General features: G+C 63.6%; 12 protein-coding genes. 3 read left to right on the forward strand and 9 right to left on the reverse strand.

The window, feature by feature from the left end; all coding sequences use genetic code 11:
• A partial coding sequence (locus KA248_10820; GenBank protein ID MBP7830399.1) for a choice-of-anchor D domain-containing protein occupies positions 1-7,775 on the reverse strand: 7,775 nt, incomplete at its 3' end.
• Between the two features lie 181 nt (positions 7,776-7,956).
• Here KA248_10820 and KA248_10825 point away from each other — a divergent pair.
• Both KA248_10825 and KA248_10830 read left to right on the forward strand, forming a co-directional pair.
• Positions 7,957-8,163, forward strand: coding sequence for a type II toxin-antitoxin system HicB family antitoxin (locus tag KA248_10825; GenBank protein ID MBP7830400.1), 207 nt, complete (start codon positions 7,957-7,959; stop codon positions 8,161-8,163).
• Positions 8,163-8,384, forward strand: a complete 222-nt coding sequence (locus tag KA248_10830) for a type II toxin-antitoxin system HicA family toxin (GenBank protein MBP7830401.1) — start codon at positions 8,163-8,165, stop codon at positions 8,382-8,384. Before KA248_10825 ends, KA248_10830 begins: the two co-directional genes overlap by 1 nt.
• 144 nt (positions 8,385-8,528) lie before the next feature.
• On the opposite strand, the gene KA248_10835 is transcribed toward KA248_10830, so the two are convergent.
• On the reverse strand, positions 8,529-9,308 hold the full coding sequence (locus KA248_10835) for a PEP-CTERM sorting domain-containing protein (protein ID MBP7830402.1): 780 nt from the start codon (positions 9,306-9,308) through the stop codon (positions 8,529-8,531).
• 238 nt (positions 9,309-9,546) lie between these two features.
• On the opposite strand from KA248_10835, the gene KA248_10840 reads away from it, so the two are divergent.
• Positions 9,547-11,289, forward strand: a complete 1,743-nt coding sequence (locus KA248_10840) for a hypothetical protein (GenBank protein ID MBP7830403.1) — start codon at positions 9,547-9,549, stop codon at positions 11,287-11,289.
• Between the two features lie 242 nt (positions 11,290-11,531).
• Here KA248_10840 and KA248_10845 read toward each other — a convergent pair whose 3' ends face one another.
• The 7 genes from KA248_10845 to KA248_10875 form a co-directional block, all read right to left on the reverse strand.
• Positions 11,532-12,206: a response regulator transcription factor gene (locus KA248_10845; GenBank protein MBP7830404.1), complete on the reverse strand. Its 675-nt coding sequence runs from the start codon at positions 12,204-12,206 to the stop codon at positions 11,532-11,534.
• 332 nt (positions 12,207-12,538) lie between these two features.
• Positions 12,539-13,657 carry a tetratricopeptide repeat protein gene (locus KA248_10850; protein MBP7830405.1) on the reverse strand — a complete coding sequence of 373 codons (1,119 nt, stop codon included), beginning with the start codon at positions 13,655-13,657 and terminating at the stop codon, positions 12,539-12,541.
• 120 nt (positions 13,658-13,777) lie between these two features.
• Positions 13,778-14,818 carry a tetratricopeptide repeat protein gene (locus KA248_10855; GenBank protein MBP7830406.1) on the reverse strand — a complete coding sequence of 347 codons (1,041 nt, stop codon included), beginning with the start codon at positions 14,816-14,818 and terminating at the stop codon, positions 13,778-13,780.
• Between the two features lie 51 nt (positions 14,819-14,869).
• Positions 14,870-16,009: a DUF1573 domain-containing protein gene (locus KA248_10860; protein ID MBP7830407.1), complete on the reverse strand. Its 1,140-nt coding sequence runs from the start codon at positions 16,007-16,009 to the stop codon at positions 14,870-14,872.
• Between the two features lie 39 nt (positions 16,010-16,048).
• Positions 16,049-16,810, reverse strand: a complete 762-nt coding sequence (locus KA248_10865; GenBank protein MBP7830408.1) for a hypothetical protein — start codon at positions 16,808-16,810, stop codon at positions 16,049-16,051.
• A complete protein-coding gene (locus KA248_10870) occupies positions 16,800-17,468 on the reverse strand; it encodes a response regulator transcription factor (GenBank protein MBP7830409.1) in 669 nt (222 codons plus the stop codon). The genes KA248_10865 and KA248_10870 overlap by 11 nt, the downstream gene beginning before the upstream one ends.
• Before the next feature lie 8 nt (positions 17,469-17,476).
• Positions 17,477-19,645 (reverse strand): PAS domain S-box protein, encoded by a 2,169-nt coding sequence (locus KA248_10875; protein MBP7830410.1) that lies wholly within the window; start codon positions 19,643-19,645, stop codon positions 17,477-17,479.
• Between the last annotated feature and the right edge of the window lie 10 nt (positions 19,646-19,655).

A 19,655-nucleotide genomic window follows, 5' to 3' on the forward strand; every position in this document is an offset into this window, starting at 1 on the left:
GCCGACGGCGTGAACTGGACCTGGAACGTCGTGGTTGCGCCGGCCGCCAGCGAAGACGCCGGCTGACTGGTCACCACGAAGTCCGCCGCGTGCGTCCCGCTGGTGGTCACCGTCCCCAGCGTCAGCGTCCCGTACCCGCTGTTCGTGACCGTGAACGTCCGGGTCACCGGCGTGCCGCCGACCATGGCCACGGGGCCGAAGTCCGTGTGATCGGCCAGACTGGGCGTTGCATCGCCATCCGCGATCTTCACGCCGTTGCCGTACATATCAATATCCGGCGCGTCCGGCGGGGCGAAGTCGGATGTCCAGAGCGCCCGCCCCTTGGCCACCATGAAGTTCTTCAAATACCCGGCCGCATAGTATCGGCCACCGGAATCCCTTGCGCAACCGATCTCAAAAGCGGAGGAGTTATCCGGCAGTGTGGCGCCAGGCGACAGGGCCGTGCCGATACTCGTCCATGTCTGCCTCGTTCCATCGATGAACAGGAGGAGATTGGTCCCCTGCCGAACAAGCGCCATATGATACCATTGATTCAGCACGGGAGTCCATGAACGTTCATACAGGGCGACGGTGACGCCCCCGGGGTCGGAGTAGAACCGGATCTTATTGAAGTTCAGATGATACATGCCGAACCCGTTATTGGCGGCATACTGATTGAAGAAGCCCCCGTGCGTGCCGCTTGGCGTCGCGGGCTTGTACCACCACTGGAAGGTAAAATCACCGCTACCCAACGCCCAGTCGGCGCTGTCCGGTGTGGTCAGGTAATCCCCGTTGCCGTCCACGTACACCGCCCCGTTGCCGGATAGGCCCTCCGGCAGCGCCGTGCCCGGCACGACCCCGTTGTTCGTTACCGTCTTGCCCGTGCCGCTGCTGTCATTGACGTTACCGTCGAAGTGAAGAAGAAGCTTCGTGTAGGCATCCGTTGTGTGCGCCGACGTCGGCGGCGTGAAGTTCGAGGTCCAGCGGGCAATGCCTTTGGATATCCGCAACTCGTCTATCCAGCCGTTATGATAGCCACTCCCCGCTCGACCAATCCTGATTTCGCCGTTCGGACGCCATATCGTACTTGAACTGGAAAAGGACGATATCAACACCCCATTCTTGAATGTGTAGAAATTGTTACCGCTTCTCGCTACCGCGTAGTGCGCCCATTCAACGGATGTCCCTCCCATGGAGACATCGCTTGCAATGTCCCAATTCACGCCATCCGTCGAGAGATACAGACTTCCTGCTGCTCCGTACGATATTAAGGGGGAGCCGCCCACATCCCCGAGTTGCACCACGTAGGAGGGCGTGCCTTTGGCCCAGAAATCGACGGTAAAATCACCGCTTCCAAAATTCCAATCTTCCGAATCCGGCATGGCTAGATACGAGGATGTCCCGTTAAAATACGCAGCACTTCCGAACACGCCACTCGCTATAATCTTCGTATTCCCGTTCGCCGTGAGCGTGTGGCGGCCCGTCAGGTCAGGGATATTTGTTGATCCGGATTCCCCATCACCCGCGACGAACAGCACGCAGTGGTCCAGGGCTTGCAACCCGACACCTTGAACCGCGAAATCGAACGGGCTCTCGTCGCCGTCCCCGTTGGTGAAGCTCACCGTCGCCCCGTGCGTCCCGTTCGCCCGCGGCGTGAATGTAATCTGGAACGTCGTCGTCCCGCCCGCGGCCACGGAGGCCGCCGGCTGGCTCGCCACGCTGAACGAACCCGTTACGGACACCGTTCCGACGCTCAACGCCGCGTCGCCGGAGTTCGTGATCGTGAACGTCCGGACCAGCGTCCCCGTGTCGGCCGAGACGATTCCGAAATCGGTATGGTCTGTATTGGTCGGCGCCGTGTCGCCGTCCGCGATGCTGACCCCATTGCCAAGAACCGCGATCTCCGGCACCGCGCCCTGGCCTTGGATCGAGAAGTTATAGGGGTTTTCGTCGTTGTCGTTGTTCGACAGGCTCAACGCCGCCGTCCGGTTCCCGGACGCCGATGGCGTGAACCGCACCTGGAACGTCGTCCACTCGCCCGCCGCCACAGACGAGGCAGGCTGCGACACCACCATGAAGTCCGCCGCATGCGCCCCGCTGGTGGTCACCGTCCCCAACGTAAGCGTTCCATACCCGCCGTTGGTGATCGTAAACGTCCGCGTCACGGGCGTCCCGCCGACCATGGCCACCGGCCCGAAGTCGGTGTGATCGGCGAGACTCGGCGTGGCATCGCCATCGGCGATCTTCACGTCGTTGCCGTATACATCGAGGTCCGGCACGCCCGGCGGGGCGAAATCGTTCGTCCACAGCGCGCGTCCCTTGACAACTGCAAAATTGCGGATGTATCCCGGGAAGAAATTCCACGCCCCGTTTTCCCCGCCGATCTCGAAGTTGGCCGACACATCCGGCAGAGATGACGACCCGATGGATGTGTTTGTGGTCAACGGCCTGGCGACGCCGTTCACAAACATGCTGACGCGTGAGCTGCTGCGAACAAGCGCCAGATGATACCATGTGTTGGTCTCTGGAGTCCATGCCATGTCATACGAGGCCACGGGACTTCCGGCATTGAAAGCGGAAAAGCGCCATAATGAACCTGTGCTGATAGCCGCCTGCCACATCATGTACGTCGAACCATTCCGCTGCCCCCAGGATCCCGGGTAATTTGCTCGGGATGTCCATTTTACCCACATGGACCATGTAAAATCCCCGCCGCCAAAAGCCCAATCCGCGCTGTCCGGTGTGAAGAGATAGTCGCCGCTGCCGTCGAAGAACACCGCGCCGTTTCCACCGAGCCCCTCCGGCAGCGCCGTGCCCGCGACCACGCCTGCGTTGGTCACCGCTTTCCCCGTGCCGCTGGCGTCGCTGATGAGCCCGTCCGTGTTCAGCAGGAACTTGGTGTAGCCGTCCGCCGACCAATCCACCGCGGCGGCATCGTAGTTCCCCATGTAGCGGCCGATCCCTTTGGATATCCTGTAACGGCGAATCTTCCCGTCGAACCAGTAGGAGACGCCCGATACCATCCTTCCAATCCAGGGCGTCGCCGCGAAATCCGGAACGCTATAGGAGCCCGTGGCCTGGCCGTCCACCACGCCATCGATGAAGATCTGCGTGTTGGTGCCGCGCCGGGATACCGCCAGGGTATGCCAGCTGTTACTCAAGACTCCGCCCACCGATGTGGTGCCGAACAGGTTGACCAGCGTCGAGCCTCCGCTGGCACAATCAAAGTGCAGCCCCCAGCGCGTACCGCTCCAATTGATCAGCAGCCGGGTGCGGTTATTGATATCCGGACTCTGAATAAAGATGCTGGGGACCTTGCCGCCAGAGGCCTCGCTAAGGACGTCGACGAAGACCTCGGCCTCGATCGTAAAATCGTTCGTGCCGAATGCCCAGTCCGCATTGTCGCCCAGGGCCAGGTAGGAAGAGGTTCCATTGAAGTCCGCGATCGTGAGGCCGCTGGCCGGATCAAGCGCCGCGATCTGCGCGTTGCCGGCGGCGGTCATCGTGTGCCGGCCGGTCAGGTCCGGGATCGTCGTCGAGCCGAACGTCCCGTCGCCCGCGACAAAGAGCACGCAGTTCTCCAGAGCCTGCAAGCCCACGCCCTGCACGGCGAAGTTGAACGGGCTTTCGTCGGAGTCTCCGTTCGTGAAACTCACCGCCGCGCCGTGTGTCCCGTTCGCCCGCGGCGTGAACGCGATTTGGAATGTGGTGCTCCCGCCCGCCGCCACGGAGGCCGCCGGCTGGCTGGCCACGCTGAACGCGCCCGTCACGGACACCGTCCCCACGCTCAACGCCGCGTCGCCCGAGTTCGTGATCGTGAACGTCCGGGTCAAAGTGCCGGTATCGGCCGAGATCGTCCCAAAGTCCGTCCAGTCCGAACCGCTCGGGGTGGTGTCCCCGTCCGCGATGCTGACCCCGTTGCCGAGAACCGCGATCTCTGGAACTGCGCCCTGTCCCTGCACGGTGAAATCATACGGATTCTCGCTGTTGTCGTTGTTCGACAGGCTCAACGTCGCCGTACGGTTGCCCGCCGCCCCCGGCGTGAACTGCACCTGGAAGGTCGTCGTCCCGCCCTCCGACACGGACGACGCTGGCTGCGCCACCACCACGAAGTCCGCCGCGTGCGTCCCGCTCGTCGTCACCGTCCCCAGCGTCAGTGTGCCGTATCCGCCGTTAGTGACCGTGAACGTCCGGGTCACCGGCGTCCCGCCGGACAGCGGTACATAGCCGAAGTCCGTATGATCTGTCTCGCTCGGTGTGGTATCGCCATCCGCGATCCACACTCCGTTGCCACGCACGTCTATGTCCGGCACATCCGGTGGCGCGAAGTTGGCCGTCCAAAGGGCCTGGCCCTTGACGATTCGGTAGTTCTTCAGGTAACCATACAGAAACTCCTCCACGGGGTTGTTAGCGGCTCCCAGGCTGATCATATTATTGATATTCGGAAGCGAACTGCTCCCGAACGGTATGGATGCGGTCGTCGGCACAACCTGGCCATCCACAAAGAGATATCCATTGGTTCCGCTGCGGGCAAACGCGATATGATGCCACGCCCCTGTGGTCAACGGAGCCGCGGCGGTGGTGAAATAGTTGCCGTACGTGATTTCATTCTGCTGGAAAACCATGGCCATGCGATTGTCGGATTTCATATAAAAGGAGCATGTGCCGGTGCGGTCTGGCGAAAGCTGCTTTAGGAACCACTGCCACGCGCCCAACCGCGTGGGTTTCCACCACAGGTCCAGCGTCCAGTCATTGGTGCCGAAAAAGAAGTCATCACTGTCGGGTATCGTGAGATAATCCCCGCTGCCATCGAGATACAGGGCCCCGCCACCTGCCATACCCGCCGGCAACGCGGTACCCGGCACCACCCCGTTGTTCGTCACCGTCTTGCCCGTGCCGCTGCTGTCGTTGACGTTGCCGTCGAAATGGAGCAGCAGCTTCGTGTACGAGTCGGCGACGAAGCTGACGACGTGCGGATCGAAGTCCGTCGAGTAGCGCGCGACGCCCTTGGAAAGACGGAACCTAGCGATGTATCCCGGGAAATACTGCACCGGCGCCGACGGCGTCACCCGCCCGATCTCGTACGTGCTGGACGAATTGAAGATGGTGTCGGAGCCGAAACCGCCGGTCACCGGCACGGCCACGCCGTCCACATACAGCCGCGCCGTTGAACCCTCCCGCACAATGGCGATGTGATGATTCGTGCCGCTGGAAATCACCGTGTCGGAATAGACCGACTTCACGGAGCCTCCCGAGTTGCCGTCCGTGCTGTAGAAAAAGACCAGCCTTTTGGTGCCGCTGACGTCCCGGTAGCTGAACTGCGAGGCGCGCTGGTTGCCCAAGGATTCGTACTGCGAGCACATGGTGTAGGCGACATTCGCCCCGGGCGCCTGCGTCATATTCATGACGAACTCGATCGTGAAGTTGTTCGTTCCAAAGTTCCAGTCGTCGCTATCCGGAACAGACAGGTAGGCCGACGAGCCATTGAAATAGGCCTGCGAACATTCATATTCGGTGTTGTAGGTTACTATCTGCGCATTCCCATTCGCCGTCAGCGTATGCCGACCGGTCAGGTCCGGGATCGTCGTCGAGCCGAACGTCCCGTCGCCCGCCATGAACAGCACGCAGTTGTCCAGCGCCCGCAGACCCACGCCCTGCACAGCGAAGTTGAACGGGCTCTCGTCGGAGTCACCGTTCGTGAAACTCACCGTCGCGCCGTGCGCCCCATTGGCCCGCGGCGTAAAGGCGATCTCGAACGATGTGCTCCCGCCCGCCGCCACGCTCGCCGCCGGCTGGCTGGCCACGCTGAACGCGCCCGTCACGGACACCGTCCCCACGCTCAACGCCGCGTCGCCCGAGTTCGTGATCGTGAACGTCCGGGTCAAAGTGCCGGTATCGGCCGAGATCGTCCCAAAGTCCGTCCAGTCCGAACCGCTCGGGGTGGTGTCCCCGTCCGCGATGCTGACCCCGTTGCCGCTGACCGCGATTTCGGGCACGGCCCCGCGGCCCTGTACGGCGAAGTCGAAGGGATTCTCGTCCCCGTCGTTGCTCGACAGGCTCAATGTCGCCGAGCGCAGGCCGCCCCCGCCCGGCGCGAACCGCACCTGGAACGTGGTGCTGCCGCCCGCCGCCAGCGACGGCGCGGGCTGGCTCGTGACGACGAAGTCCGTTTTATGCGTGCCGCTGGTTACCACGCTCCCGAGTGTCAGTTCCGACAGGCCGCTGTTGGTGACGGTAAACGTGCGCGTCACCGGCGCGCCTCCGGACACATCGACGGACCCAAAGTCCGTGTGGTCGGTCACGCTCGGCGTCGTGTCGCCATCCGCGATGTTCAGCCCGTTGCCGGATACGGCGATCTCGGGATCGCCGGGCGGCACGAAGTTCGTCGTCCAGAGCGCCTGTCCCTTCACGACGGTCACGTTGTCCAGGTAGCCGTTGAAGAAACTGTAGTTTAGGCCGCCGTCGTTGTACGACGCCCCGACGGTCAGCACGTGCGTATAGCTGTTGGTCAGATTCTCCGTGAACGTCGTGGGCGAGCCCTGCAGTTGCCCGTCCTTATAGAAGGAAAGATAGCCCGCGCTGCGCACCACGGCCAGATGGGTCCAGGTATTCGACGGAAGCGTGATGCCGACCGTTTTGGTGGGCCACGGCCAGGCTCCACCGGCAAAGGCCAGGCTGTTCGTTCCACTAACGTTCCACAGCGCCCAGTACCAGGCGCCCGCATCCTGGCCCTGGCTTCCCTGGTGGTGCTCGACGAGAAAGGCGCGGTCGCCGATGGACGGGTAGGCCAGCACTTTTGCCCAGGCATGCACGGTGAAATCCCCCGTGCCGAAATCCCAGTCGGGGCTGTCGGCCGCGGTGACCCCGTCCCCGGCGCCGTCCAGGCGTAGCGCGCCCGAACCGGCGACGCCCGAGGGCATGGCCGTGCCCAGCAGGACGCCGGTGTTGGTGATCGTCTTGCCGGTGCCGCTGCTGTCGGCTACCGAACCGTCGAAGTTCAGCAGGAGGCGCGTGTATTCGTCCGGCGTATAGTCGATGGCGGCGGGATCGAAACTGGACGCATATCGCCCGATGCCCTTGGAAATCCGGAACCGGCTCATGAGGCCACGAACATACTGCGCCGAAACGCCGTTATAGTAGCCGCTGCCTATGACCACGTTGTTTATCGTCATGTTGAAATCGGCCGTTTGCCCGGACGCCGAGGTCAGGGTCTGGGTCGTTCCATTGACGAAGAAACTGACCGCCCCCGCGCGGCGCTGGATGGCGATGTGATAATTGGTGTTCGGATTGGGATTGAAGGCGATCTCGCAATTGATCGCGATCCCCGCCCCGCTCAACCGCAGCGTATTCAGTGCCGCACCCGGGCCGCCCGACGCGTTGAGACCCACGATCCATCGCTTGGCCGTGGATTCATACACCGCAAGAGGAACCACCCAGTCGTCGCTGCTGCCGGCATAGTCGTTCGTCAGGTTCAGTATGAACTCGATGGTGAAGTCGTTGGTGCCGAAGGCGAGATCGTTGGTCGGCGCGACGGTCAGGTAGTTGCCGGTGCTGAACCGGGCCTGGCTGGCGCCGGACAGCGAGTTCAACGACACGATCTGCGCGTCTCCAACCCGCACGGGAGAATGGCGCCCCGTGGAGTCCGTGATGGTCGTCGAGCCAAAACTGCCTTCGGCCCGGAGAAGGAGCGTCGTCTGCGCCCGGGCTTCCGGCGTCCAGGCCAGTCCGACGGCCGCGAGGGCCATCAGCCACCAGCCGCGAAATCCCATGTTCCGGCGTGTTGAGTTACGCATCATGTTCGTTCTCCTTCTCGACTCCTGGCGCCCGCTTAGTTTCCTTCGTTTCCTTCTGTTCAAATTCCTTCATCCGCGTCCATCCGCGTGATCCGCGGGCCCTTCCCCCATTCGCGTCAATTCGCGGTTCCCTTCCGGCACTTCCGGCTTGAAAGGCGCCCGTTTCCACGATAAAGATGCTGATATGAAATTCATCGCCACACTGGAGAGGGACGAGGACGGGATGTGGGTAGCCGAATGCCCGTCCATCCCCGGCTGCGTCAGCCAGGGGACCACGCGGGAGGAAGCGCTGGCCAACATCCAGGAGGCCATCGAAGCCTGCCTGGAGGTCCGCGCCGAACGCGGCATGCCGCTGACGATCGAAACCCGGCAGGTCGAAGTCACCGTATAATGCCTGTTCTGCCCCATATCAGCGGCGAGGAGACGGCCAAAGCCTTCCAACGCGACGGATGGATTTTGGTTCGCCAACGGGGCAGCCACATGATCATGGTCAAAGACGGCCATATCGCCTCCTTGTCCATTCCCCATCACAAGGAAGTGGCCAGGGGAACGTTGCGCGCGCTCATCCGAAATGCCGGCTTGACCGTTCACGACTTCTTACAGCTCCTCTGATTGCGAATCACGACATCCCTTTTCGAGGTTTAAACGGAAGGCAACGAACAAAACCAAGTCTCCCCCTTTATTCCCTTCGTTTCCTTCTGTTCAAATTCTCCCATCCGCGCCCATCCGCGTGATCCGCGGTCGCTCTTCTTCGCGTCAATTCGCGGCGGCCCATTCTTCCCGCATACGCGCCTTCACGGGCGCGGGGGCTGAACGCGCCCCCGCTCGCCTTCTCCGCATCAACCCCCGCCCGGCCAGGGCGGCGAGCATGAGCACGCCGGTCGTCGGCTCCGGAATCGCGCTGCCCCCGCCGCCGGGGTCTCCCCCGCCGCCGTCGCGCGCCTGGAAGTTGTCCACGGAGTACGTCTCCTCCTCCCCGGTCGCCGAACGGGCAATCTGGATGTCCACGAACGAGACGTTACCGAGCGCGCTGTTCCAGGCCGCCTCCGAGCCGCCGAACCAATTCCCGGCATAGGTGCCCGGCACGTTAATCGTGTACCAGCCGCCGACGCCGCCCACCTGTGGCCAGGCGTTGTAGAGGAACGTCGGCCCGGAGCTGCCGGCGAACCGGATCTGCAACTCCGAGGGCAGATAGGTCGCGGCATAGAAACTGAACGTCCAGCCGTAGAACCCGCCGAGGTCCGTGAGGTAATCCCCCGTGAACGCGCCGCCCGACGAGGCCGCCGTGGCGCGCAAGGCGTCCACCTCCGGCGCGGGGACGCCCTGCGCGGCGAACGTGACCGACATCGAGCCGGCGGGATTCCCGAAGCCGCCGGCATACGACACCGTCGCCACGCCGTCGCGGCCCGACCAGCCGGCCGCATCCGCGTCCCAGTCCTCCGTGTAGACCGCCGCGCCATGGACGGGGCGCGGGCTCAAGCCCGAGACGGCGGCCAGCATGAAGCTAAACAGGCACAATTTAGTTTGGTTATCCATGGGGGGAACCCTCTCGGTTCCGGCGCCTGCCGGGGTGGTGATGCCAACGAATATGATTCACCTGGGAATCATTCATTGGGGCAGCATAGGGGCGCGCACCGGAAGCGTCTATCGGGGCAAAAATGATTGTGCATCCTATTTCCCCTCAACGCGCATCAGATTTTTTCTTATACAGAATAGGGCGCCGCGCCGGATGGTCCGGCTTGCAGTTCCTATCGTCCCATTTACAATTCGCCGCATGATCACGACTCCCTGCAGCTCTCCGGCGCCCCAGGGGACGGAGGCGTTTCCGTGGATCAACCGGCGCTTTGCCCTGGCGTTTTTTTCCCTGGTGACGGCGCTGTCCGGGGTATCGTTCGTCGCGGGCGTGCGGGTCCTGCGCGAGGCGCCGTACCTGGGGATTCAAGTCGGCTCCTGGAACCAACACCCGACGGTGTTTCACTATGACGAAACATCCGCGGCGCACGATCTCCTGTCCCAAAGCGACACCCTGATCGAGATCAACGGCATACCGCTGAAAATGAGTGATTTTCTGCACTACCCGGAGTTTTTTTCCCGGGGCATGGAAAGAGAATGGTGGGCGAAGGCCGCCGCCTTGCATCAACGCCTGTCCTCGGACCGAGAGGCCCGCCTCGTAACACTTCGGGAGGATGGGACATCCGCCTCCGCGACTCTTCCGCTGCGCCGAATGCCCTGGCGAATCCTGGTCCAGCGAACGGCCATCTCCTACATTAGCGCCGTGTTGTGCCTGATCATCGGGGCCTCCGTCCTCGTTCGCGCGGCGGACATCCATCGCTTTCTGATTGCCCTGCTGTCGGCGAACAGCGCGCTGTATCTGATTTGCATGACGGCCCTGCGCACGCGCGACCTGGTGCTGCCGTCCGCAGCCCTCCGCCTCCTGGTGAACCTCTCCTATTTCGGCGCGGCCGGGTGCCTGACGCTGATTCATTTCGCCATGGTCTTCCCTCAACCGCTGCCCCTGTTGCGACGCCACCCGAACCTGGCCTTGCTCCCGTACCTTTTCATGATGTTGTCCTGTATCCTCTATTATTCCGGCCTCACGGCGTTCGGGTTCACTTTCCCGTTCCTGATTATCTGGCTGCTGGTGGCCGCCGGCAGCTTCGCGTATTCGTATGCCCGGGAGAAGGATCCTCTTCCCAAGGAAATCATACTGATGACCATGACGCCGCCGGCCATCGTCCTGACAGCCCTGGTGCTGCTGGCCCTGTTGCCCGCCGTGTTGCGCGCGCGGCCGATTGACTTCACCTACTACAGCCTCATCGTGCCGATCCTGCCCTTCACCCTCTGGTTCGGCGCCAAGAGCTATGCCCTCTACCTCGAGAAAAAAACCGCCGTGGAACAGCGTATTCGAGAACGCGACTACATCGCCCGGGAATTACATGACCACTTGTCCAATGACCTGACCGCCGTCAGCCTATGCAGCCAGGAGGCCCGGGACTCGCTGGGCCAGGCGAGTCCGGTAACCATCGCCTCGCTGCTGGACACTATCCTCGAACGCACCCAGAAATCCTTCTGGCTCGTGCGTGATTTCATTACGTCTTTCTCGCCCGAGGACTGTTCGTGGAGCGGCCTGATCGCCCAGATGGAAAACTTTGGCTATCGAACGCTGCCACCCCTGCACATGCGGCTGGATTTGGAAGTCAGCGTGGACCGGCAGAACCCGATGAATGCCCTGACCTACCTGCACCTGTTCGGCGTGTTCAAGGAACTACTGACGAATGCCATGAAGTACTCCGACGCCAGCGTCGTCCGGGTGCGGCTGGAGGATGATCGAGCCAAGGGGCTGATCCGGATGACCGTCAAGGATGATGGAAAGGGTTGCGAGTTGGACCGGCCTTGGGGCCGGGGCCTGCACAACATACAGCGACGCGCGTCCGAACTCGGGGGCACGGCGCAGTTTGAGAGTCAACGCGGCCAGGGATTTCAGGCCATCGTCGAGACGCCCCGGCTGCACATCTGAACGGCTTCGGCCTTTCCCGGAATGCGGCGGTCCTCTCCACACAGTCTTTTCTGACACCGTTTGAAACGAACGCTCCCGCACCGCCATTCCGGCCAAGAAGGTGGATTACTCCGACCACGAACTGTTCCACGCGCTTACGCGCGCACCTGCGAAGCCGCCCTGGGGTAACGGAGTGGCGGCTATTTCATGGCCGGACTCGTTTATCTCCCGCATCGCGGGCCGAACCTCCGCAGGATCCGGAGTCACTTCACGGCCCCCTCGCGGCTGGTCCAGTGGACAGCCAAGCGCACCAATTCGGACATCGTGGGGGTGTTCAACTTGGCCTTGATGTGCAGCCGATGCGTGTCCACGGTTTTGACGGAAAGATGCAGGCATTCCGCAATCCGGCGCGTGGAGTAACCCATTCCGATGAACCGCAGAATCTGGAGTTCCCGATCCGTCAGGGCCTTCAGAGGATCGTGGACCTCCCGGGCGCCCTTCGGCACTGTCGCGCCCGACAGTCCGAACAACTGCCGCTGGACGGCTGGACTGAAGTAGTAACCCCCGTTCATCACCTGCCGGATAGCCTCCAGCACCTTTTCCCTGTTCTCCCCTTTGCTCACGTATCCTCGTGCGCCCAGGCGCATCGCGCGCACGGCATACAGCATTTCATCCCGGACGGAAACCACCAGGCTGGCCACTTCTGGGAAATGACGTGTAATATCGCCTAGAAGGTCCAGCCCATCACCGTCCTTGAGGCTCAAGTCCACGATGACCAAATGGGGTTGGCACGTTTTGATTCGCTCCAAGGCGTCCGAGCAGGACTCCGCCACGGCGCAAATAGCCAGATCCTCCTGGGTTTCAATAAATCGAGCAAATCCTTCTCGGACTACCGGGTGGTCATCCACGATTATGATGCGCGTCTTGGCGACTCTCATTTTGCAACCCTATAGCGCATCATTTCGATCCGGCAGGGGCATTCGGCCTGTGGCTCGAACGAACCCCGCATCGACTGTTTCAACGGCCTACATGAGCAACGCACAACCTGCCCTTGTCAGATTAAACTTACAGAAAAAAGGCCCGAATGTCAACGATTACGACGGCCCTGCCCGTCATGTTTTGCAAGGCGTTTAGCGCCCTCACAGCCGTCCCCAGGGCCGTGCGCGAAAGGAACTCTTCCTGCACAGGCAGGCATGGTAACGACCTTCAGGATAACGTGTTAAGAGAAGACCGAAGCGCGCCTCCCGGGGGCGGATTCGCGAGATCAGGCTCACTCGACTTGAAGCTCATCGGCCGACCCATTATGGAAAGGCACCCCTCGCGGCGCGTGGGGCGACAGTGAAAACCGGGGTGAAATATTCACCGCCAGAATGCTCTTGAGCTGTTCCGGGGTGACCGTTTCGCGAAGCGACGCGACCATGAGCGCCGATTCCAGTTTCTTCCCGATTTCCGTGCGGCGGAATCCGGAAAACGCGGGCGAAAGCATGAAGTGATAGACCACGCCCGAAGAGGTGATGTCCGCCAGCGTTTCGAGATGCGTCACCGCTTCCTCCGCCAGCCACATACGGGCCGCCGCCGCCGCCGCATCCGCATGCAAGCCCGGGGAATCGGGATCCCGGGCCAGGGTTTCCTTCAACGTACTCCGCGCATCCTTCCAGAGCCCTGATTTGGCCAGCGCAAAGGCCAGGGCGCGAGCGGCCTCTACATCAGACGGATGCTCCCGCCGATATCGGGCCAACCGGGCGATCGCCGATGCAAAGTCTTCATGCTCAATGAGCGCCAGGCCCTCATTCAACTCGGAGAGGGAGTCCGGCGTGGCGAGGCGCCGGCACTGCTCCCACAAGGCCAAGGCCTCGGTCAATCGCCCCTCCTCGCGATAGAGGCAGGCCAGCAGGGTGAAGACCTCCGGATTCGCACTGCCCAACTGGACCGCGGTCTCGAGCGCCAACCGGGCCATGTCGCGGTCCGCATAACGCAGGTAGCATTGTCCGATGCTCTGCCACACGTTCACGTTCCGGGAATTCAGCGCCAAGGCTTCACAGTAAGCCTTGAGGGCGGCCGCTATACGGCCCGACACCAGATACCGGTCTCCCAACAGCCGGATTGCTTCACCCCTCTGGATGGCCGTAAAATCAAAAAACTCCCCGGGCGCGGGCTCCCGCGCCAAGGGCGGGATGTCCGGAGAATTTTCAGATCTCCTGTCCATAGCACTGGATATCAAAGTGCGAACCGCCTCTCGCTTCGCATCGGTTCCGACGCCCGTTCCCTCGGCGGCCCCCATGCCTGCCACCGTCTGAAGCTGCTCATGGACTTGGTAGGCTTGGCGATACTCCAACCACATCATCATCAACCCGCCCCCGCCCATCACGCCGGCCACCAGCCAGGCCACAAGGGGCCATCCGCGAAGGCCCCCCGCTTTCTGACCTGACCCTACGCGGACAGGGCGAGGTCTCTCCCTCCCTTCGCGCGGCGTCTCGTGGCGGTCCGTCTCGATCGAAGCTGTCATGTCTCACCACTTATCAAGGAAAAGGAACGAGGACCGCTCCCCCTGTGGTTCTGCGTCCGCGTCCGGCCTTCCATGTAACACGAGGTCTGCTTTCAGCCGCGATTGCAGTGGCGGCGTTCTTTGGCGCAACGCAATCTTCTCCAGAACCTTGTACCGCAGATCGGCTCGAATCCCATCCAACTGGGGATCCGTCAACCAGATGGATGTCGCCTCGGGGTGAGCCTTGAAGGCCGTGTACAGTGCCGATATCGCCGAATCCACCCGTCCCAGCCGACTGTGAGCACACGCCCGGTTGAAAAAGACGGCCGCCAGCAGCGCCGGACGTTTGATGGCTCCGGTCTCGATGGATTCCAGAAGGGTGAGCGCCTCTTCGTAGCGGCCCGTCTGCATATACGCGGCGGCCTGGTTGCAAAGCAAGGCGGCGTTTGCCGGCCGATGCGCCCGTAGTTTCTTGATCGCTTCCTGCGAGCGTGGGTAATCGGAAAGGCGGAACGCGTACTCCGCCAAGTCCATCAACGCCGCCTCCCTCACCGCCTCCGGGGTCCCTTCGCCAACCCACCGCTCAAGTTTCCGTATCGCCTCCTGATGCTCTCCTTGAAAAGCCAGTTGACGAGCCTCGGCCCGATCCGCTTCAGCCTGTGACACCAGCGCGTGACGGTCCGGATCCAAGGCCAGCGCGGCTTCATCCACCGAAAGATCGGCGATGCTGACCGCCCATCGAAGAGCATCGGGGCCCGGCGCATCCGTTGCCGGCGCCGTCACCACGGCCGCCGTTTTGTTTTTTGGACCGGGCGACAGAGCCCCCCCCTTGATGCGAGCCGCTTCTTCGCGAATATACGCCTCCGCGCGGGCCATCCCTTGCCTGTCCTCCCCGCCGTCAGGCTCCGCGATAACGCCGCCTCCCAGGGAGCCCAGCAGCAGCAGGCCCGGCCCGATGAACCGCCCCGCGCGACGGCCGCCTCCGCACCTCCCGCGCGAGGTCCCGGACGCAACGCCTTCCCCGGGACCGGCGCCGCCCTTGACATGATGCTTAACGGTTTTCATTCAAGACCAACCGACAGGCGCGCCGCGCGGAAGACCGCTCACACCTGCCCTTTACTTGGGGCAGCCGCCGCAGCCGGGGCGGACCCGGCCCCCGCCGCTGGACGTGCTTTGCGTGGACATCGTCCGTCCCTGCTGGATGGCGCCCATCATCTGGCGATGCGCCTCCCACGCCGCCCAGCCCCCGTCGAGGAAGAAAACAAATGCGTTGATCCTGCCTGCCAGGCCCGCGATCGCCGGATAATCCTCCCCCTTGTCCGTGGCGATCAGCACCGAGCCTACCTGGGGGCGGTCCTTGATGGCGGCGTTGAGCGCCGATGCAAAATCCTCCGGCTTGGCTGGATCGAACGACAGCGCCACGACACCTTCCAGACCGTTGGTCGCGGCCCCGCCGACCGTTACGACCAGCCAGTCCGTGGAATAGCTGATATCGTGAAGCGCGATCGGCGGCACGCGATCGACAGGAGCGCTTCCCTCGAGGCTCCCTCCACGACGGCGCCAGGCATTCAGGCCTCCGTACCACAGGGAGAGCGCGCTGAACCCCGCCTCCCGCAGCTTCCGGCATTCCTCGTCCAGTGGATGACTGCCGTGGCCTTCATCCACCAGCACCACCGGCCGGCCCCGCAGGAAGCCCTTGGTTTTCACCGCGTAGAGCGGGATTTGGATCGCTCCGGGGATCCGAACCCCTTCGAAGCGCTCCGCGCTGCGCACGTCGACCAGCAGGACGCTGCCCGGATCGCGGATCGCCGCCTTCGCCGCCTCGGTGTCCAGGTAGAGCGACCAATCCCGGTCCACGCGGGCCCGCGGCGCCGATGTCACCACGCCCTGGATGGCATACTCGATTTCCGGCGTCTCCGGCGAGGAAGTCTTGACCTGCACGCGGTAGTCCACCGCCCCGGCCTTGTCGGGAACGAAAAGGATCTCTACCGTCCCGGTGCTTCCGGCCGCCACGTTGGTCGGCCACAGCATCACGTGCACGCACTCGCACGAGGGGGTCACGGAATAGACCTCCATCGCCTCGGCGCCGGAATTACGCAAGGTAAACCGGTTGGTCAGGCGATCGTTCAGCCCCGCCGCATTGAATCGGAAAACGTCTGCCGGCGGCGCGGGCGGCGGCGTTTGCGCGCGACCACACAAGATCGCCGCCCACAAGAACAACACGCCCCCGGCGCTCGCGGTTCGACGTATTTTCATAGGACGGGACTATACTCCCTCAATGAATCACAAGCAAAGCTAGATGCCGATCGGGGAGCCGCGCGCCGTATCGGCACGCCTCCACCGCCGGCGGAGAACCAGGGCCGCGGCCAGCACCAGGACGAAGGGGGTCGGCTCCGGCACGGCGTTCGACGGGTCAGGCGGGTCCGGAGGGTCGGGGTCGTCTTCGCTATGCCGGAACCCGTCCAGGTAGTAGCTTTCCTCCGCTCCGCTGCCGGAGCGGCCGATCTGGATGTCCACCCACTGGACACTCGCCAGCGCGTTCGACCACGCGGTCTCCGTGCCGCCGAACCAGTTGCCGGAATAGGTCGCGGGCACGGTGATCGTATACCAACTCCCGACGCCGCCCAACTGGGGAAGCGCGTTGTAGATCAGGGCCGGCCCGGAGCTGCCGCGGAACCGCACCTGCAGGTCGGAGGGCAGTTCCGTGGCGGCATAGAACCGGAAGGTCCACCCGTAGAATTCCCCCAGGTCCGCCCAGTAATCGCCCGTGAACGCGCCGCCGGAGGCGGAGGCCGTCGCGCGGAAGGCGTCCACCTCCGCCGCCGGAATGCCCTGCTCGGCGAAGGTGGCCAGCATGGAGCCAGCCGGGTCGCCGAAGCCCCCCGCGAACGAGATGCCGGCGACCGAATCCCTCCCCACCCAGCCGTCGTCCGTCGCGTCCCACGCCGCCGTGTAAATGACGGCGCCCTCCGGCGACACGCCGCCGGCCAGCAGCACGAGCAGCATGCCGAGGACGCGACCGCGGCCCCTCTTCTTTATTCTGTCGTCAAAGCTCACGGTCCGAAATCCAGTCATAGGCCAATCGAGCAAGGTCCCTCATGTGGGCGATGGTCAGCTTGCTTTTAATGCGTTCGTAATAGCTGCCGACGGTTTTCTCGCTGACGCCCAGCGTCCGGGCGATCTGCCCGGTGGCCAATCCTCTCCCCAGGGACTCGAACACGGTCAGTTCCTGCGTCGAGAGGACCTGCTCCACAGATTTCCCGTCCGCCCCGTCCTTCATGACCTGCGTCAGGAGCTGCTGGCGCACGCGTTCGCTAACCACCCGCTGCCCGGCCGCGATCCGTTTCACCGCGTCAACGATCTCTCCCGCCTCCGCCGTCTTCATCAGGTAGCCCCGGGCCCCCGCCCGGAGCGCCCGGACGGCATAGAGGCACTCATCGTGCATCGACAGGACCAGCATGTTCAGCGATGGATCCATCTGTTTGAATCGCTGGATCAGGGCCAGCCCGCTCCGGTCCGGGAGCCCGAGGTTGATAATGGCCACATCCGCGCCTTGTTCGGGAAACCGGCGCAGGGCCTCTTCATACCCCGCGGCTTCCCCCACCACCCGGATGCCGCCGGACTCGACGAGAAGGTCGTGGAGGCTGCTCCGGACCACGGGATGGTCTTCCACCAGGAATACCCGCGCGATCCCGACGCCTTCCGTCTGGCTCATGACCCGGCTCATGCGGAAACCTCGGACGGATTGGATGCCAGGGGAAAGTCGCACGCCAGCACGGTGCGCCCCTCTCCGTCGGAGCGTATTTGCAGGCGCGCGCCGATCAACCGGGCCCGCTGCTCCATGATGGCCAACCCCATGCCGACGCGGCGCTCGGGCAGGGCCTCGAAGGGGCGTCCGTCGTTTTCCATCCGCAGCGCGGCCCGCCCCTCGCCGCAAGGCGCCAGGGACAACTTGACCTGCCGCGCCCCGGCATGCCGGGCGGCGTTGCGCATCCCCTCCTGCGTAATCCGGTACAGGTGGGCCGCGGTTTCCGGACTCACCTCGCCCTCGGGAAGGGCGCACTCCATCGCGGTCTGCAGTCCAAAATGCCGGGCATTCAACTCCATGAGTTCCTTCAAGGCATCGTACAGACTGTTCGACAACAGAAGGAAGGGTACCATGGAGCGGGCCAGGCTCCGGGTTTCGAACGCCAGTTCCGAGACCACGGTCGAGAGCTTCTGGACATCCGCCGTCCCGATGGCCTGGCCACGGCCCGCGCGCTGCTCGAGGACGTTGCACTGGAAGGTCAGCGCCGAGATGTACTGCCCCAGGCCGTCGTGGATATCCCACCCGATCGCCTGACGCTCCCGCTCGCTGATTTCCTGGGTCAGGCGCTGAATCTTGAACCGCTCGGTCAGATCGCGGGCCACGCACAGGACGGCCGTCGTGCCGGCGTATTCCATGGGTTGGAGCAGCATTTCGACCGGCACTTCGGCGCCCGCGGCCGCCACGCAGGTGAGTTCCCAAAGCGCCCGCTCCCCCCGCGCCGCGCGGCCCAGGTGCCGGCGAAGTTCCGCGTGCCGGGACGGAGGCACCAAGTCGTCGAGTTTCTTCCGGCACAGCAGGTCCCCGGGAAGACCGAGCTTGGCCGAGGCCGCGGGATTGGCGTGACGAATCGCGCCGTCTGCGTTCACGATCATGATGATGTCCCCGGCGGCCTCGAACAACTGGCGATACCGCTCCTCGTTGATCCGAAGCGCCGCCTGGGCCCGACGGCGCGCCGCCCGGTTGACAAGCAGCAGGATGATGATGAAGGTCTCCAGGGCCACGACGATCACGCTGCCCAGCAAGACCCACCGGTGACGCTCGAAGAAGGAGATGTCCCGGTTGAGGATATCGCTCCCGGCCGGCAGACGCCGAGGCGCCAGGCCCCAGCGGTCGAGCTGTCGCTGATCAAACACGTAGTGAGCGGCCTCGATGCGCTGGAACGGGATTTCCCCCGCCTCCTCGCCGTCCAGCAGGCGCTGCACCAGACCGCCGGCCACCCGCCCCTGAACAAGCCCGTGGCTCACCTTTCCTCCGACGGCACCGAAACCCACGGCCTCCTCGTTGGAGGTATAAACCGGCGCCTTGGCGTGACGGCACAGGACGGGAAGAAGCCGCTGCGGCAGGTACATCTCCCCCACCCGGTCGAGGTAGAATTCCGCGAAGAAGATCACGTCCCGCCCGGGCACCTTCTCCACGCCGGCCAGCAACTGACCCAGCGTAAGGCCCTGCGCTTCCTTGTCGAAGAAAACGACCGGGACGGGGAATCGGCGGGCGGCGGCCAATTGCTCGATTTGCCATCGCTGGGCCATCCCCTCGCTGGTCCGGTCGGTGATCACATGTACCGCTTGCGCAGCGGGATGCAGCGCAAGCGCCACCTCAAGGGTGTCGCCCGGGTCCAGTTTGTTTTGCAGGCCGGTCAGCCAGGGCTCTTCCTCCATCGCCGCGGTCTCGGCGGCGCTGATGCCGCAGGCCACGACGGGTTTACCGGGCAGGATCCGGTCGCGGTAGGCGCGCATTAATCGGTAGGCATCATCGTTCAGCGTGACCACCACGTCCATGCGGCGGCCGAAGTATTTCTGGATCATCAGGCGCGCGAACAGATCGAGGTACTCCGCCCGCCGGCCCATGCGCTTGGCGTCCAGGTATTCGACGTACATTTCCGCGTTGGTCGATATGACGGCCCGCAGGCCCTCGATCTGCGCCTTCTCCAACTGCTGGTCGGGATGGAAGGAGGCCACGACCAGCACGCCCCGCGCGTTGACCTGGGCCCTGGCGCTTCCGAACATCATCCCCAGGACCAGCCAACACAGCAGGCCCGCACACCCGCCCGCACGCGCGCGGGTCATCTTTTCCCGTATCTCCATCTTCCTCGGT

Source organism: Kiritimatiellia bacterium, from assembly GCA_018001225.1.
Lineage (GTDB): Bacteria > Verrucomicrobiota > Kiritimatiellia > CAIQIC01 > JAGNIJ01 > JAGNIJ01.

What these genes read in the sequence shown, in the direction of transcription:
- KA248_10825 (MBP7830400.1), top strand. Translation starts at nt 7,957, where the DNA reads ATGAAATTCATCGCCACACTGGAGAGGGACGAGGACGGGATGTGGGTA.
- KA248_10830 (MBP7830401.1), top strand. Translation starts at nt 8,163, where the DNA reads ATGCCTGTTCTGCCCCATATCAGCGGCGAGGAGACGGCCAAAGCCTTC.
- KA248_10835 (MBP7830402.1), bottom strand. Translation starts at nt 9,308, where the DNA reads ATGGATAACCAAACTAAATTGTGCCTGTTTAGCTTCATGCTGGCCGCC.
- KA248_10840 (MBP7830403.1), top strand. Translation starts at nt 9,547, where the DNA reads ATGATCACGACTCCCTGCAGCTCTCCGGCGCCCCAGGGGACGGAGGCG.
- KA248_10845 (MBP7830404.1), bottom strand. Translation starts at nt 12,206, where the DNA reads ATGAGAGTCGCCAAGACGCGCATCATAATCGTGGATGACCACCCGGTA.
- KA248_10855 (MBP7830406.1), bottom strand. Translation starts at nt 14,818, where the DNA reads ATGAAAACCGTTAAGCATCATGTCAAGGGCGGCGCCGGTCCCGGGGAA.
- KA248_10860 (MBP7830407.1), bottom strand. Translation starts at nt 16,009, where the DNA reads ATGAAAATACGTCGAACCGCGAGCGCCGGGGGCGTGTTGTTCTTGTGG.
- KA248_10870 (MBP7830409.1), bottom strand. Translation starts at nt 17,468, where the DNA reads ATGAGCCAGACGGAAGGCGTCGGGATCGCGCGGGTATTCCTGGTGGAA.
- KA248_10875 (MBP7830410.1), bottom strand. Translation starts at nt 19,645, where the DNA reads ATGGAGATACGGGAAAAGATGACCCGCGCGCGTGCGGGCGGGTGTGCG.